This window comes from Novosphingobium sp. Sphag1I, from assembly GCF_056279125.1.
In genome coordinates this window covers 1-13,500 of the sequence record NZ_JBWBQS010000015.1, presented here as the reverse complement: position 1 = coordinate 13,500, position 13,500 = coordinate 1, and the positions used below count along the sequence as shown (strand labels likewise).

The following is a 13,500-nucleotide window of genomic DNA, read 5'->3' as shown; positions in this document are numbered from 1 at the left end:
CAATATGAATGCGTTAAGCCATGGTCAGCGCGCAGATCGAAACCTCCTGCGCCAACGCACGTACCGCGCCCAGCGCGGGAAGATTGGGGCCCATCATGCCCAGTTTACCCACCGCAAAGGCCGTCGCCCGCCGCGCCAGAGCCTCCAGCCCCAGCCCATCGGCCAGCGATGCCGCCAAGCCGGCCACCATGGCGTCGCCCGCGCCAACCGTGCTGGCCACGCCACCGATGGCCATTTGCGCGCACAAAGCGCCCTGTGCCGAAACGAACAAGGCGCCCTCGTCCCCCATCGAAATGACGACGAGTTCAACGCCCCGGCGCCGCAAATCTTCGGCCACGGCCAGAAGGCTGTCGCGGTCCATGGCCGGATTGCCGGTCCACGCCGCCAATTCGCTGCGGTTGGGTTTGATCACATGGGGCAAAACCCGCGCATCCAGCGCGTGTTTGAGCGGAAGGCCGCTGGTGTCGAGCAGAACGCGGCAACCGCGATCACGCAATTGCCCCACCAATCCGGCATAGACATCGGGCGGGCATCCGGGCGGCAGACTGCCCGACAGCGCAACCAGATCACCGGAACGCACCGCCACGCAAAGATGGCTGATGACTTTTTCGACAAGGGCTTCGTCAGCCGCCATGCCGTCCATGTTGATGTCCGTGGTGCCGGCATCATCCACCAGCTTGAGATTGACCCGCGTCGATCCGGCCACGCGAATAAAGTGGTCATCAATACCCTTGGCCGCGAACAGCGCATCAAAGGGCGCGGCATTGTCCATGCCCAGCAACCCATAAACCGCGACATCCGCGCCCCAATCGGCCAGACAACTGGCGACATTGACGCCTTTGCCCCCGGCGTTTTCACGCACAGCGCGGGCATGGTGGACCTCGCCCGGAACCAGATGGTCCAGCGTGACGGTTTGATCGATAGCAGGGTTGAAAGTGACAGTGTGGATACGCATCACGCATCACCCCCGTCCAGCGCACGGACTTGCGCCGCGCCTTCCATCTCCAACGCCCGCTTGGCCAAGGTTTCCAGCGCGGTCTTGTCGCTGGCACGGATGCGGGCCTTGACGGCGGGAATGTCGCGCGGGGTCATCGACAATTCACTGACCCCCAAACCAACCAGCAGCGCCGCACCAAAGGGATCGCCCGCGATCCCGCCGCACACGCCCACCCAACGGTCATGCGCCTTGGCCCCTTCAACCGTCATGGCGATCAGGCGCAACACGGCAGGATGCAGACTGTCGGCCTCGCTGGCCAGATCCGGGTTTTGGCGGTCGATGGCCAGCGCATATTGCGTCAAATCATTGGTGCCGATGGAAAAGAAATCAGCATGGGCCGCCAGCGCCTTGGCCTGAACCGCGGCGGCGGGCACCTCAATCATGATGCCGATAGGGACAACGGGGGCGCCCTCCTCGATACGGATCGCCTCGCAACGTTCGCGAAGGCGGATCAATTCCCATGCCGAGGTGATCATCGGGAACATGATCGACAGATCCCCACCCGCCCGCGCCGCACGATAGAGCGCCCGCAATTGCGGATCGAGCAGATCGGGGCGGCGCAGCAGCAAACGCGCGCCACGCACGCCAAGGAACGGGTTCTCCTCCTTGGGCAGGTCGAGATGCGGAACCTGTTTGTCCCCGCCGATGTCCAGCGCGCGCACGATCAATGGCCGATCACCCAAAGCGTCGATCATGGCGCGATAGATTTCTTCCTGCTCATCTTCACCCGGACTTTCGCCGCGTTCAAGGAACAGGAATTCGGTGCGCATCAGGCCCACGCCCTCGCCGCCCTGAACCAGTGCAAACTCGACCTGATCGGGCCGGTTCACATTGGCCGCGACGATGATTTCATGGCCATCGGTGGTGATCGCAGGACGGCTGCGTTCGGCGGCTTCGGCGGCGCGCTTATCGGCGATATCAGCCATCCAGCGACGTGCCGATTCCAGATCCTGCGGCGAAGGGTCCAGCCAGACGCGCCCGCTGTCGCCATCGACAATCACCGTCGCGCCCGGCTCCAGCGAGAGGAGGTCCGCCCCGCCCGCCACAATCGAGGGCAAGCCCAAGGTGCGGGCCAGAATGGCGCTGTGCGACGTCGGCCCGCCCAGTGCCGTCGCCAAACCGGCGACGCGCGATATATCCAGCGTTGCCGTATCCGAAGGCGACAGGTCCGATGCGATCAACACGCAGGGTTCTTCGGGTAGATCGGCAAGCGAACCGGCCGAAAGCGAGGAGTCAATCGCGGCCAGAACGCGGCGCCCCACGTCATGCAAATCCGCCGCGCGCGCCGCCAGAACCGGATTGCCCAGAGCCGACAATTGCCCCGCAATGCGCCCCACGGCCTGATCCCACGACCATGCCACCCCGTGCCCTTCGACCATCAACTGACAGGTCAGCGTGATGAGGTCCGTGTCATCGAGAAGATCCGCCTGCGCCTTGAAAATCGCGGCCTCTCCCGCGCCAAGGCGGCGCGTGGTGTCATCGATCAGCGCCTTCATCTGCGCCCGTGTCCGCGTCAACGCATCATCCAGCATCGCCCCGCCCGCGACCAAATCCACCGGCTCATCCGGCACGACCAGTTCAGCGGCGGCAAGGATATGCACCTTGCCGATTGCAAGACCGGGGCTGGCCGCGACACCGGCAATGGCTTTGGCATCGCCCGCCGGTTTCCAGCCCCGAACCGGGGCACTGGCCTTGGCTGCGGCGCGGGCGGCATCTTCTTTCTCACGCGAAGTCAGACGGCGGATCGCCTTGGCAAAACTTTCCAGTTCGGCCTTGGCATTGGGGCCTTCGGCGGAAATGACCACGGCATCGCCCAGTTTCAGGCCAAGTTGAAGCAAAGACACCAGGCTGCGCGGATCGGCGGTTTCACTGCCATGGCGAACGCGCAATTTGACCGAAAGACCGCGCGCCGCCTCCACCCATGCCGAGGCCGGGCGCGCATGCAGGCCCGATGGATAATCGACAACCCAATGCGCCACCTCCGCAAAATCCGCCACCGGGGCCGATGCGTCGGCCGCCGCGCCGTCTTCCTGAAGCGCGCGGGCGATTTCTTCGGCATCATCGGTCGCGATCAGGCGGGCGATGCGCGGCTCGTCCTGAATTAACCGCGTCAGGCGGCGCAGGATCGCAATATGGCTGTCCGAATTGGCGGCGATGCCCACGACCAGATGTGCGACCTGTCCGGGGTTCCATTCGACCCCTTCGCGCAATTGCAGGATCGCAATGCCGTCATGGCGAACCAAACCCTTGTCCTCGCCCAGACCATGCGGGATGGCAACGCCGGCGCCAAGAAAGGTGTTGGCGACCGCTTCGCGACGGACCATGCTGTCTTCGTACCCGGCGGCCACGCAACCGGCGGCGACCAGCAATTGGCCCACCTGACGAATCGCGTCATCCTTGTCGGCGGCCTGCGCATCGACGCGCACGAGCCCGGAATTCCGGGACATGATGGCAGAGTCGGGAAGCATTTCAGAATCTCTCCAGTTCTCACGTTGGGCGCAGAAAACGTTTTCTCACAACTTTTGTCAAGAGCCCTTGCGTTTTGCGGCACAATGCGGGCATGATAGAGGGGAGGAGAGGCCATAGGGCCGTTGAAAAGTGAGAACGTTTTCTGATGGCCGTCGGTATCAAGGATGTCGCAAGGGTTGCCAATGTCTCGCCCGCCACGGTTTCGCGGGTGTTGGCCGGACGGGCGGTTGACGCGGAAATGCAGGCGCGGGTTCAGGCTGCCGTCATTACAACCGGCTATCGCCCCAATCTGGCCGCGCGACGCCTGCGTTCGCAACATACCAACACAATCGGCCTGATCATGGCCGACATCCGCAACCCGTTCTTTACCGCCGTGTCACGCGCCATTGAGGCCGTTGCCGCGGCCAAGGGCCTGCGCGTCATCTTGTGCAATACCGATGAAGACCCGGCCAAGGAGGCGATGTATCTTGAATTGATGCAGCAGGAGCGCGTCACCGGGATCATCCTTGCCCCTTCACGGCAACGCGTGGCCAGAGCGGGTGATCTCGCGCTCGATTGCCCGGTGGTGTTGATCGACCGCGCCATTCCCGGCGCGCGCGAAGATTGTGTGCTGCTCGACAATGAATCCATGGCGGGCCTGTTGGTCGAACATCTCTACGCACAGGGCCACCGCCGCATCACCGGCCTGTTCGGGGCCAGCAGCAGCACCGGGATCGAGCGCCGCAACGGATTTGAACGCGCGGCGCAAGCGTTGGGCATGGAGGTTGAGGCCCTGTCGATTCCCCATGCCACGGGCGACGCCGAAAAGGCGGTCGTGGATATGCTCTCGCGCTCGGACCGCCCCGATGCTTTGGTGGCCAGCAATGGCGTGATGCTGATATCGATTCTGCGCGCCCTGCGCTCGCTCGATCTGGAGGTGCCGCGCGATATTGCCCTGGCCGGTTTTGACAATAGCGAGTGGATGGAACTGATCGGCGACGGTTTGACCGTCATTGAACAGCCCGTCGATGACATTGGCCGCACCGCCATGGCCATGCTGCTGGACCGGCTGGAACATGCCGATGCGCCCATGCGCAAGACCGTTTTATCGGGCAGGCTGATCGCGCGCGGCTCCAGCGCCCGCGCCTTTGCACCCAACTCTGCAACAGGACGCTGATATGCCCGCAAACGCCCTATCGGTCGGGCCGCACAGGAATCGAGGTAAAATGTGATTTGCGGCGCAGAGGTCATTGTTTTGCAAGCGGTTGAGCAATTTGTGCTCTATACAGGGATGCGGCCCAATCCGGCCACCATCGCCAATGCCGCCAGTTTCGCCCATGGCCCCGATCTGGCCAGGCTGATTGGCGCCCTATCACAGGAAAAGGTTCGTTGATGATGACAGATGCAGGTGGCAATCCGGGGACTGGCCCTCGACAGATGACCCTCTCGCGCTTTCTGATCGAACAACAGCGTATGCCCGGTTGTCCGTGCCCGGCCGAACTGCGCCTGTTGATCGAAACGGTGGCACGTGCGTGCAAGGCAGTGGGCCATGCCATCGCCAAAGGCGCGCTGGGCGATGTGCTGGGCGCCTTGAGCAGCGAGAATGTGCAGGGTGAGGTTCAGAAAAAGCTGGACGTGATCGCCAATGACCTGCTGCTCGACGCCAATGAATGGGGCGGGCATCTGGCCGCGATGGCGTCCGAAGAAATGGAAACCATCCACCGCATCCCCAACCGCTATCCCAAGGGCGAATATCTGTTGCTGTTCGATCCGATCGACGGGTCCAGCAACATTGACGTCGATCTTTCGGTGGGTACGATCTTTTCGGTGCTGCGCGCGCCCGAAGCCTGCGCGGGGCGGGATGTGACCGAGGAGGATTTCCTGCAACCGGGCAGCGAGCAGGTCGCCGCCGGTTATGCGCTCTATGGGCCGCAGACGCTATTGGTGCTGACCATCGGCACCGGGGTGTATGAATTCATGCTGGACCGCGAAGTCGGTTCATGGCGCTTGACCGACGGCCCGATGCAGATTCCGGCGGGCAACAAGGAATTTGCCATCAACATGGCCCGCCGCCGCCAATGGTCCCCCGCCGTCAGCCGCTTTGTCGAGGAACGCATTCAGGGATCGGAAGGCCCGCTGGGCGTCGATTACAACATGCGCTGGACCGCATCCATGGTGGCCGATGTTCACCGTATCCTGAAACGGGGCGGTGTGTTCCTGTATCCTGCCGATCATCGCACGACGGGCAAGGCGCGCCTGCGCCTGCTTTATGAAGCCAATCCGATGAGTTTCCTTATCGAACAGGCAGGCGGGGCGGCAACCGATGGGTACAAACGCATCATGGATGTCTCGCCCAACGGTTTGCATCAAAGAGTGGGCGTTGTCATGGGCGATGCTGAGGAAGTGGCCGCCGTCACCCTGTAATGATAGGCCAAAGGGGGGCGGCTTCGTCAAGTCCCGCGACAATCGCGTTTCTCCACTGCCATGGCCAGCGTCCATGGCAGGCCACAGACTTGACAGGCCGGCCTCAACTTGCCAAGGCGCGGCCACTTCTTGGGGAGTAGTCGCCCGCATCGACAGCGGGGTTCGCGTCAACAAACTTGGCCAATCGCATGATCGGTTGTCCATGGCGCGCACGGCCCAACCGGCTTGACGAGACCATGAATGGGCGAGTGTCCGGGGCCGGATGCTGGCTGCATTCATGTGTTCCGTGTCCGGCCCCGGAGAATTTTGATGCCCGCCTTAATCCTCAACATTGCCATGCTGATCGGCTCGGCGGTGGTGATCTATCTGGCCTGCGAATTCTTTGTGAATGGCGTAGAATGGGTCGGCCAGAAGATGAATTTCGGCTCCAAGGCCACCGGCACAATCCTTGCCGCCTTTGGCACGGCGCTGCCCGAAAGCATTGTGACATTGATCGCGGTGGCGTTCGGGGCGACGGCGGCGTCCAAGGAACTGGGCATCGGCGCGGCTCTGGGCGGGCCGTTGGCGCTTTCGACCATTGCCTATGCAACGGTGGGGCTGACATTGATGGCTTGTGGGCGACGGCTGACGCCCTCAGTTGCGTTGCGCAATGATTTGCGCCACCTTTCACGGGATCAGGCGTGGTTTCTGGTCGTGTTTGCGGCCAAGATTGCGCTGGGCCTATTCGTTTTTGCATGGAAACCATGGCTCGGTATCGCCTTCCTTGCCGCTTATGCGCTCTATGTCCGACAGGAAATGCAGGCCGAGGGGGACGAAGAGGGCGAAGAACTCGAACCGCTCAAAATTCAGCCCCGCCGCGATGAACCCTCGGGCGCGATGGCGGCAATACAGACGCTGGGCGCTTTGGTCGTGATCTTCTTTGCATCGCGCAGCTTTGTCGGACAGCTTGAATTGCTCGGCCCCGCGCTCGGCCTCAAACCGCAATTGCTCGCCCTGCTGCTCAGCCCGATTGCCACCGAATTGCCCGAAACCATGAATGCCATCATTTGGGTGCGGCAAGGCAAGTATCGCCTCGCGCTGGCCAATATCACGGGCGCGATGATGATACAGGCGACCATCCCCACCGCCTTTGGCCTGTTCTTCACCCCGTGGCATTTGAGCGCCCCGCTGCTGATCGCGGCGGCGGCCACGATGGTGGCGATTGCGGTGATGTTTGCCCTGTTCCGCCGCGGCTCGATCACGCGCGGTGCCTTGGCCAGCATGGCGCTGCTCTACATCGCTTTTGCCGCGATTCTGATCGCATGGCATATCACGGGCTGATACGGGAATGACCTGCCCCCCCGGAACGATCCCTCGTTCGCTAAACTGGTGGAGAGCCAGAGCTTTACAAATGACGCAGCCACGCACAGCGCCAACTTTAATCTAGGAAACTCCCAGAATGTGTCCGGCTCGCCCGCCTAATCTACGCCTCGAATTGAGCCAAAGGTTCTCTGGCGGCACCAACCCCACGTGCGGCTCGATTGTTCGCAGGCGACGTGGCCCTTTTCCACCAGCGCCACGCGCAGGCCCCGCCGCGCCAGATAATAGGCCGATGCCGTACCCACGATACCGCCCCCGATCAACGCGACATCGACCGCATCGGGCAGATGTTCATCGTTTTTGACCGGTTGAACAACAGGTTGCATTTCCTCACCTCTCATCACGCGACGGCCAACCATTTCATCACAGATATTTCAGCCACCAAATGACCTTGCGGGCCTTCTTGAAATTGGAAAACCAGCGGGTCGGGAAATATAGCAGCCATGTTAAACACACAGGGTCGAGCAGCGCATCAATGCTCTGCAATCGGGTGGCCGTTGCGGCGCGGGCGGTTTTTACAGGCGTAGTATCGGTCACATTCCATTCAATGGCAGCCATCATGCCCTCCTGACAATAAGGGGATCAGCCGCGCAGGGCCGCCACCGCGTCGATTTCAACCAGATAGCCGTAATGCAGTTCAGGCACCGGCACGACCGTTCTCGCTGGCCGCGCATCGCCCAGCATGTCAGCATAGACCCGGTTGAATTCGGGCCAATTTTCCACGCCCACGATATAGGCGGTGACCCGGCACAGATCACTGGCCCGGCCGCCCGCCGCCTCAAGGATGGCCAACATATTGGCGATGGCCTGCCGGGCCTGCGCGGCAAAGCCCATGTCGTCCAGAGGGGCCTTGTCAGCCCGGATCGGCAATTGGCCTGAGACATAAAGCATGTCGCCCGCGCGGATTGCCTGAGCATAATGGCCCGCCGGAGCTGGTGCCTGATCGGTCAGGATGGGAGTAAGTGCCTTTTCCATCACCAACCTCCGAAACGCTGCCACTGGCCGGTCACAAGATCCGACCCGCCATGCACCACATTATAGGTCCGATGCTGCGCCCCGGTGGCACAGGCATGATTGGGCAACACCCGCACGCGCTCGCCGATGGCCAGATCGGGCAATTGCCCGTCCGAACCGGGGCGGAGCGTGATGATGCCATGCTCCTGATTGGCATCGGCCAGAATGAGATCGGGATAGGGGTTGCCCGCCAGATCGCAGACCACGCCATAGCCCTGATTGACGGCCTGTTTGGCGGTGCCGCGATCCTGCGACATGGCCATCCATCCGGCATCGATCAGTATCCAGCCCTTGTCGCGCTGATGGCCGATCACCGTGCCCATCACCGAAAGGGCGATATCATCGACATGGCAAATGCCGATACCCGCCATCACCAGATCGAAAAACACGAAGACCCCGGCCCGCACCTCGGTCACGCCGGTCAGGTCGAGCGCATGATGGGCCGTGGGCGTCGAACCGATGCTGACCACGGGGCAAGACAGGCCCGCCCCGCGCAGGATGGCCGCAGCATCGACCACGCTGCGCCTTTCGGCCTCGGCGGCCTGTTGCAATGCCTCCTGCCCGCGCGCGGCATAGCTGCCCCCGGCATGGGTGAGGACACCGCGCAGCTCGCCGCCATCGCTCAACGCCCGGCCGATTGCCACCAGCCGCGCCGCGTCATCGGGCAGCACGCCGGAACGATGCCCATCGCAATCAATCTCGATCAACGCCGGAATGGCATCGCCGCTCTCGCGTGAGGCCTTGGCCACCGCCTGCGCCTGCTCCACCGTGTCCAGCACAACCGCCAGATCGACGCCCCGGCGCCGCAATTCAATCACCTTGGCCAGTTTCCACGGCGCGATGCCCACGGCATAGATGATGTCGCGCACCCCGGCATCGGCAAAGAATTCGGCCTCCTTCAGGGTCGAAACCGTGGCCGGCCCCTGCGTGCTTTCCATCACCTGCCAGGCAACCTCGACCGATTTGGCCGTCTTGAGATGCGGCCGCAAGGTCACGCCATGGGGCGCCAGCCTGGCGCGCAGGCGAGCGATGTTGCGCGCCATCCGCTCGGCGTCGAGCACGAGGCACGGGGTTTCCAGTACGCCAAGGCGCAGCGAAGTATCGCTCTGGCGCGTCGGCTCAAGAAGGGTCGGCTCGGTCACCTTTGATGTTCCTTGCTGAATGGGCGGGGCTGGTCTTGTCGGGCCATTGTGTCGGCCTCGCCGCGTGGACGCAATTAATGGTTTATGCATGATAGATTAAGTTTGAAATTAATTCCGTCAGCTATCCCACCAGACATGTTCGGCAAAAGTGTAGCCCATGAACCCGCCCAGCGGGACCGGATAGAAGCCCCGCAACCGCCGGTCATGGCCATCGAGCAGGCTCATGAAAACCGGGATCACGCTGCCGCAATGCTCGTGGACCAGCCCCTGCATCTCGCCATAAAGCTGCCTGCGCCGCTGGTGGTCGGTCTCGCCCCTCGCCTCGATCAACAGCTTGTCAAAGCGCGGATTTTGCCAGCCGGATTCGTTCCATGTGGCGTCCGATTTATAGAACAGGCTGAAGATCATGTCGGCGGTCGGGCGCGGGTTGCTGTTGCCGAAACACAGCGGGTGCTTCATCCAATGGGTGGACCAATAGCCGTCGGCAGGCACCCGGTTGACCGCCAGATCAAGGCCCACGCGCGCGCCATATTCCTGAAGGATCGAGGCCATGTCCACCGACCCTTCGGCGGCGGGCGAGGCATAGACCGGCAGGCGGATGCCGCTCAGGCCCGAGCGCTGGACATGCCATTTGGCCCGGTCCAGATCGAGGCCGGTCTGAGGCAGGTCGTCGCGGAAATAGGGGTGGTTCGGCGGGATCGGCTGGTCATTGGCGATCGTGCCGTAATTGCGGAAAAGGGCGCGGTTGATCAATGGTCGGTCCAAAAGGTGGCGGATCGCGGCGGTGAAATCGGGATTGGCGGTGGGAAACCGATCCTGACGCGCGATCAGATTGGTGTAGAGGCCCGATTTCGTCTCGATCACGCCATGCGCGGGTGAGGCCAGAATGCGCCGGGTCGAGCGTGGATTGACCGCATTGATCAGTTGCACATCGCCCGCCAGCAAGGCGCTGACGCGGCTGACCTCATCGGGAATGGCGATCAGTTCGATCTCGTCGAGATAGGGTCTGCCCGCTTTCCAGAAATTGGGATTGCGCCGAACCACCGTGCGGATGCCGGGCCGGAATTCGGACATGCAAAAGGGGCCGGTGCCATTGGCGGTGTGTGGATCTTTGTGATCGGCATCCAAAATGAGGAAATGCGACTGGGCCAGAATGACCGGCAAATCGGCGTTCGGCCCGGTCAGCGTGATGCGGACCTCCATCGGGCCGGTGGCCCGCACATCGGCAAACTGGCGCGCGATGTCGGCCATTTTCGAACCGATCCCCGGGTCCTTGTGGCGCAGCAACGAATGGACGACATCCTTCGCGCTCAGGCTCTTGCCATTGTGAAAGGTCACGCCCCGGCGCAAGGTAGCGTGCCACACCTGCTGATCCGCGCTGGTCAGGCTTTGCGCCAGAGCGGGCTGCGCATTCAAATGCCGGTCCAGCTCGGTCAGCCCGCTGTAGAGCATGAAATGCCGGACATAATCGGTGTTGAGCGCGCCGCGCGCGGGGTCCAGCGTGTCGCCGATCGAGATGGATGTGCTGGCCACGCGGATGCGGCCGCCCCGTTTGGGCTTGGCATCGGCATCGAGCAGGACTGGGTCGGCAGGCGGCTTGCCCAGAAACCGCCCGGCGACGACCGCCATGCCCAGCCCTGCAACGCCGCCCAGCGCCACGCGTCGGTTGACAGGCCCGCCGATCACTGCGGAAAAAAGCCCAAATTAGCCTTGGTTTCGAGATATTCCTCCAAACCGCAGCGACCATATTCGCGACCGTTGACAGCCTCGACCGCCAGTTGCTCTACCTCGGCCAGACGGTGTTGCGGCACCAGCATCAATGTGGGGGCGCTGCAGGATTGGCCGACATAGCCCATGCCCGCCGCCACGCCCAGCGGTACCACGCGGGCGAAATCGGCATCATCGAGCAGGATGTTAAGCGATTTGCCTCCCAGTTCGTGCGTTACGCGCTTGACGGTCGGTGCGGCGGCCACCACATCACCCGTGCCCGTCACCATGTTGAACACGCCGGGGGGCGTTCCCGCCTCCTCGATGATTTGGGCCGGCGCCGGGGCCACATCCTGTGGGCCGCAGGATGTCACCGTGCCGATCTGCTGCTCGGTCACCGGGTTGAACAAGCGGATCGGTTCGCCCGGCGCGATGGGGGCTTTCCATGCGCCATGGAGATGGATGAAATCACAGGAGGGCAAAGGCATCATCAGCCGGTCTTTCGCGCATCAGGGTTGGGTTGCTTGCGGGGCGATGATATGGCAAGCCATGAATATCTCAATTAACGCGATCTACATTCTTCATTAAGACGAAACCTAATGATCACCACCGAAGATCTGATCTTCTTTCAGGTTCTGGCTCGATCCCCGTCTCTGGCCGAGGCGGCGCGCAGCCTCAATGTCACTGCCCCGGCGGTAACGCAGCGGTTGCGCGCGCTGGAGGCCCGCGTCGGGGTCAGGCTGGTCGATCGCAATTCACGCGGGCTTAGCCTGACCGATGAAGGGGAACTGATCGCTTCGGAAGGGCTGGCAATCATCGGCGCCATCGAGGATCTGGCCGAGAGGCTCGCCTCGCGCACCAGCCAGATCCGTGGGCATTTGCGCGTGGCCGCCCCCTATGGCTTTGGCCGGCGTTATGTCAGTCCAGTCGTCGAAAGTTTTGCCAAGGCCCATCCAGCCACCACCGTCACCCTCGAACTTTCCGACAGCCCGATCCGGCAGGTCAACGAAAGCTGGGACATTGTCGTGCATATCGGCGCGCTGCCGGAAAGCGACAGGCTGGTGACGACGCTGGCCCCCAACCGCCGGATTCTGTGCGCGGCACCCGCCTATCTCGAAAACGGCCCGCCCTTGGCCACGCCCCATGACCTGATCGATCACCGGTGCCTTGCTCTGCGCGAAAACAATGAGGACGTCACGCTGTGGCGCTTGCGGCATGAGGGCAAGGAGCCGACGACCGTGCGCATCAAACCCGCCATGTCCAGCAATGACGGCGAAATCGTGCGCGACTGGGCGTTGGCGGGGCTTGGCGTGATGGTGCGTAGCGAGTGGGATGTAGCCGGGGATCTGGCGGCGGGACGGCTGGTGGAAATATTGCCCGGATGGGCGCTACCCTGCGCCGATGTGGTGGCGTTGGTCCACGCGCGCAATGGGCGCAGCGGGCGGGCAAGCGCCTTCCTCGACGACTTGCGCAATGCTCTGACAAAGGTGCCGTGGCGTACTTAAGATCGCTTCCTGATACAGTTGTGGGGGAAACTATATCGAGGAGATGGGAAATACACCGCCACGGATAGAGGTCTATCGCCAAGGCTGTATTTGGCCTTTATTTCGCCCAGCCCTCAGATACCCCATATCCGACGCGCGATCACTCCCTGATTTTCGTAGTATAGGCAGCAGCCCATAAGGCCAAGCTGCGTTACGAACAGCAACATTGAGGGGAGCACAAGATGATCGCAGATCGCAAAGCCGCAGGGCTGGATCGCCGCACCGCGCTGGGACTTGGCGCGACCGGCTCGGCACGCTCAACCTCTTTGCCAACGGCGCGAAGGTGAGGCAATTTGAGGATCTGCCCGCAGACTTCCAAGCGCTGCTGGAAAAGCACTATCCCAAGATCGCGGCCGATCCAATTGCCGCGCTCGACGCAAAGCCCTCGGTGGCGGGCTGATCGAGAGCGACATAGACGCTGGAATTAGGCTTGCCGATCCGTGGAGTGGTCGATCCGTTGAAGACGATAGAGACGGAGTTGGCGAGCACCGGCAAACATGAGCAAGAAGAATTTGCCTTTGATGACCGGCCTAAAACAGCCTCTATGTTGCCAATCAACAATTTATACAGAAAAATCTCCTTAAATCGATTTATTTTTTCACAAATAGGAATATTGAATTTAACTTATCAACGAATTATTTATTCTCTCTTCGAAATTTCCATCCAAATCCTCCAATAAGCCCATGATAGACGCAGTCGATTATAGATGATTGACGCTGTAAATTTGACTGTCGCCCCAAAATTGGTCAGAGCAATCACAAATATAAATTGACCAATTCGGGAACCTGACCCCCATGAAAATCACCTCCGCCCGCGTTATTGTCACCTGTCCGGGGCGCAATTTCGTCACGCTGAAGATCGAGAC

At 61.9% G+C, this 13,500-nt stretch carries 12 protein-coding genes; 4 read left to right on the top strand and 8 right to left on the bottom strand.

Features of this window, described 5'->3' with window-relative positions:
* Positions 1-13: 13 nt before the first annotated feature.
* Both pfkB and ptsP read right to left on the bottom strand, forming a co-directional pair.
* Entirely contained in the window at positions 14-955 is a 942-nt protein-coding gene (gene pfkB / locus ACZ9HU_RS16700; protein ID WP_476106559.1) for a 1-phosphofructokinase, read from the bottom strand.
* Positions 955-3,444 carry a phosphoenolpyruvate--protein phosphotransferase gene (ptsP, locus tag ACZ9HU_RS16695; RefSeq protein WP_476106558.1) on the bottom strand — a complete coding sequence of 830 codons (2,490 nt, stop codon included), beginning with the start codon at positions 3,442-3,444 and terminating at the stop codon, positions 955-957. The genes pfkB and ptsP overlap by 1 nt, the downstream gene beginning before the upstream one ends.
* Before the next feature lie 167 nt (positions 3,445-3,611).
* Here ptsP and ACZ9HU_RS16690 point away from each other — a divergent pair, with 167 nt between their 5' ends.
* The 3 genes from ACZ9HU_RS16690 (at position 3,612) to ACZ9HU_RS16680 (ending at position 7,189) form a co-directional block, all read left to right on the top strand.
* Positions 3,612-4,622, top strand: a complete 1,011-nt coding sequence (locus ACZ9HU_RS16690) for a LacI family DNA-binding transcriptional regulator (RefSeq protein WP_476106557.1) — start codon at positions 3,612-3,614, stop codon at positions 4,620-4,622.
* A 260-nt stretch (positions 4,623-4,882) separates the two neighbouring features.
* Positions 4,883-5,869, top strand: coding sequence for a class 1 fructose-bisphosphatase (locus ACZ9HU_RS16685; RefSeq protein ID WP_476106555.1), 987 nt, complete (start codon positions 4,883-4,885; stop codon positions 5,867-5,869).
* Positions 5,870-6,178: 309 nt separating this feature from the next.
* Positions 6,179-7,189: a sodium:calcium antiporter gene (locus ACZ9HU_RS16680; RefSeq protein WP_476106553.1), complete on the top strand. Its 1,011-nt coding sequence runs from the start codon at positions 6,179-6,181 to the stop codon at positions 7,187-7,189.
* Between the two features lie 137 nt (positions 7,190-7,326).
* Here the strand turns inward: ACZ9HU_RS16680 and ACZ9HU_RS16675 are convergent, their stop codons facing one another.
* The 6 genes from ACZ9HU_RS16675 to ACZ9HU_RS16650 form a co-directional block, all read right to left on the bottom strand.
* Complete coding sequence (locus ACZ9HU_RS16675) at positions 7,327-7,554, bottom strand: FAD-dependent oxidoreductase (protein ID WP_476106552.1); 228 nt, start codon at positions 7,552-7,554, stop codon at positions 7,327-7,329.
* A gap of 37 nt (positions 7,555-7,591) precedes the next feature.
* Positions 7,592-7,789, bottom strand: coding sequence for a hypothetical protein (locus tag ACZ9HU_RS16670; RefSeq protein ID WP_476106551.1), 198 nt, complete (start codon positions 7,787-7,789; stop codon positions 7,592-7,594).
* Between the two features lie 21 nt (positions 7,790-7,810).
* Positions 7,811-8,203, bottom strand: coding sequence for a RidA family protein (locus ACZ9HU_RS16665; RefSeq protein WP_476106549.1), 393 nt, complete (start codon positions 8,201-8,203; stop codon positions 7,811-7,813).
* Entirely contained in the window at positions 8,203-9,285 is a 1,083-nt protein-coding gene (locus tag ACZ9HU_RS16660; RefSeq protein WP_476106715.1) for an alanine racemase, read from the bottom strand. Before ACZ9HU_RS16660 ends, ACZ9HU_RS16665 begins: the two co-directional genes overlap by 1 nt.
* Before the next feature lie 216 nt (positions 9,286-9,501).
* The gene (locus tag ACZ9HU_RS16655; protein ID WP_476106714.1) at positions 9,502-11,013 is read right to left on the bottom strand and encodes an ABC transporter substrate-binding protein; all 1,512 of its coding nucleotides are present in this window, start codon (positions 11,011-11,013) and stop codon (positions 9,502-9,504) included.
* Positions 11,014-11,066: 53 nt separating this feature from the next.
* Positions 11,067-11,582 (bottom strand): aldehyde dehydrogenase family protein, encoded by a 516-nt coding sequence (locus ACZ9HU_RS16650; RefSeq protein ID WP_476106548.1) that lies wholly within the window; start codon positions 11,580-11,582, stop codon positions 11,067-11,069.
* A 108-nt stretch (positions 11,583-11,690) separates the two neighbouring features.
* Here ACZ9HU_RS16650 and ACZ9HU_RS16645 point away from each other — a divergent pair, with 108 nt between their 5' ends.
* Positions 11,691-12,596, top strand: coding sequence for a LysR family transcriptional regulator (locus tag ACZ9HU_RS16645; protein ID WP_476106546.1), 906 nt, complete (start codon positions 11,691-11,693; stop codon positions 12,594-12,596).
* Positions 12,597-13,500 lie beyond the last annotated feature (904 nt).

What these genes read in the sequence shown, in the direction of transcription:
- ACZ9HU_RS16655 (WP_476106714.1), bottom strand. Translation starts at nt 11,013, where the DNA reads ATGGCGGTCGTCGCCGGGCGGTTTCTGGGCAAGCCGCCTGCCGACCCA.
- ACZ9HU_RS16685 (WP_476106555.1), top strand. Translation starts at nt 4,883, where the DNA reads ATGACCCTCTCGCGCTTTCTGATCGAACAACAGCGTATGCCCGGTTGT.
- pfkB (WP_476106559.1), bottom strand. Translation starts at nt 955, where the DNA reads ATGCGTATCCACACTGTCACTTTCAACCCTGCTATCGATCAAACCGTC.
- ACZ9HU_RS16670 (WP_476106551.1), bottom strand. Translation starts at nt 7,789, where the DNA reads ATGATGGCTGCCATTGAATGGAATGTGACCGATACTACGCCTGTAAAA.
- ACZ9HU_RS16660 (WP_476106715.1), bottom strand. Translation starts at nt 9,285, where the DNA reads ATGGCGCGCAACATCGCTCGCCTGCGCGCCAGGCTGGCGCCCCATGGC.
- ACZ9HU_RS16650 (WP_476106548.1), bottom strand. Translation starts at nt 11,582, where the DNA reads ATGATGCCTTTGCCCTCCTGTGATTTCATCCATCTCCATGGCGCATGG.
- ACZ9HU_RS16665 (WP_476106549.1), bottom strand. Translation starts at nt 8,203, where the DNA reads ATGGAAAAGGCACTTACTCCCATCCTGACCGATCAGGCACCAGCTCCG.
- ACZ9HU_RS16690 (WP_476106557.1), top strand. Translation starts at nt 3,612, where the DNA reads ATGGCCGTCGGTATCAAGGATGTCGCAAGGGTTGCCAATGTCTCGCCC.
- ACZ9HU_RS16645 (WP_476106546.1), top strand. Translation starts at nt 11,691, where the DNA reads ATGATCACCACCGAAGATCTGATCTTCTTTCAGGTTCTGGCTCGATCC.
- ACZ9HU_RS16675 (WP_476106552.1), bottom strand. Translation starts at nt 7,554, where the DNA reads ATGCAACCTGTTGTTCAACCGGTCAAAAACGATGAACATCTGCCCGAT.
- ptsP (WP_476106558.1), bottom strand. Translation starts at nt 3,444, where the DNA reads ATGTCCCGGAATTCCGGGCTCGTGCGCGTCGATGCGCAGGCCGCCGAC.
- ACZ9HU_RS16680 (WP_476106553.1), top strand. Translation starts at nt 6,179, where the DNA reads ATGCCCGCCTTAATCCTCAACATTGCCATGCTGATCGGCTCGGCGGTG.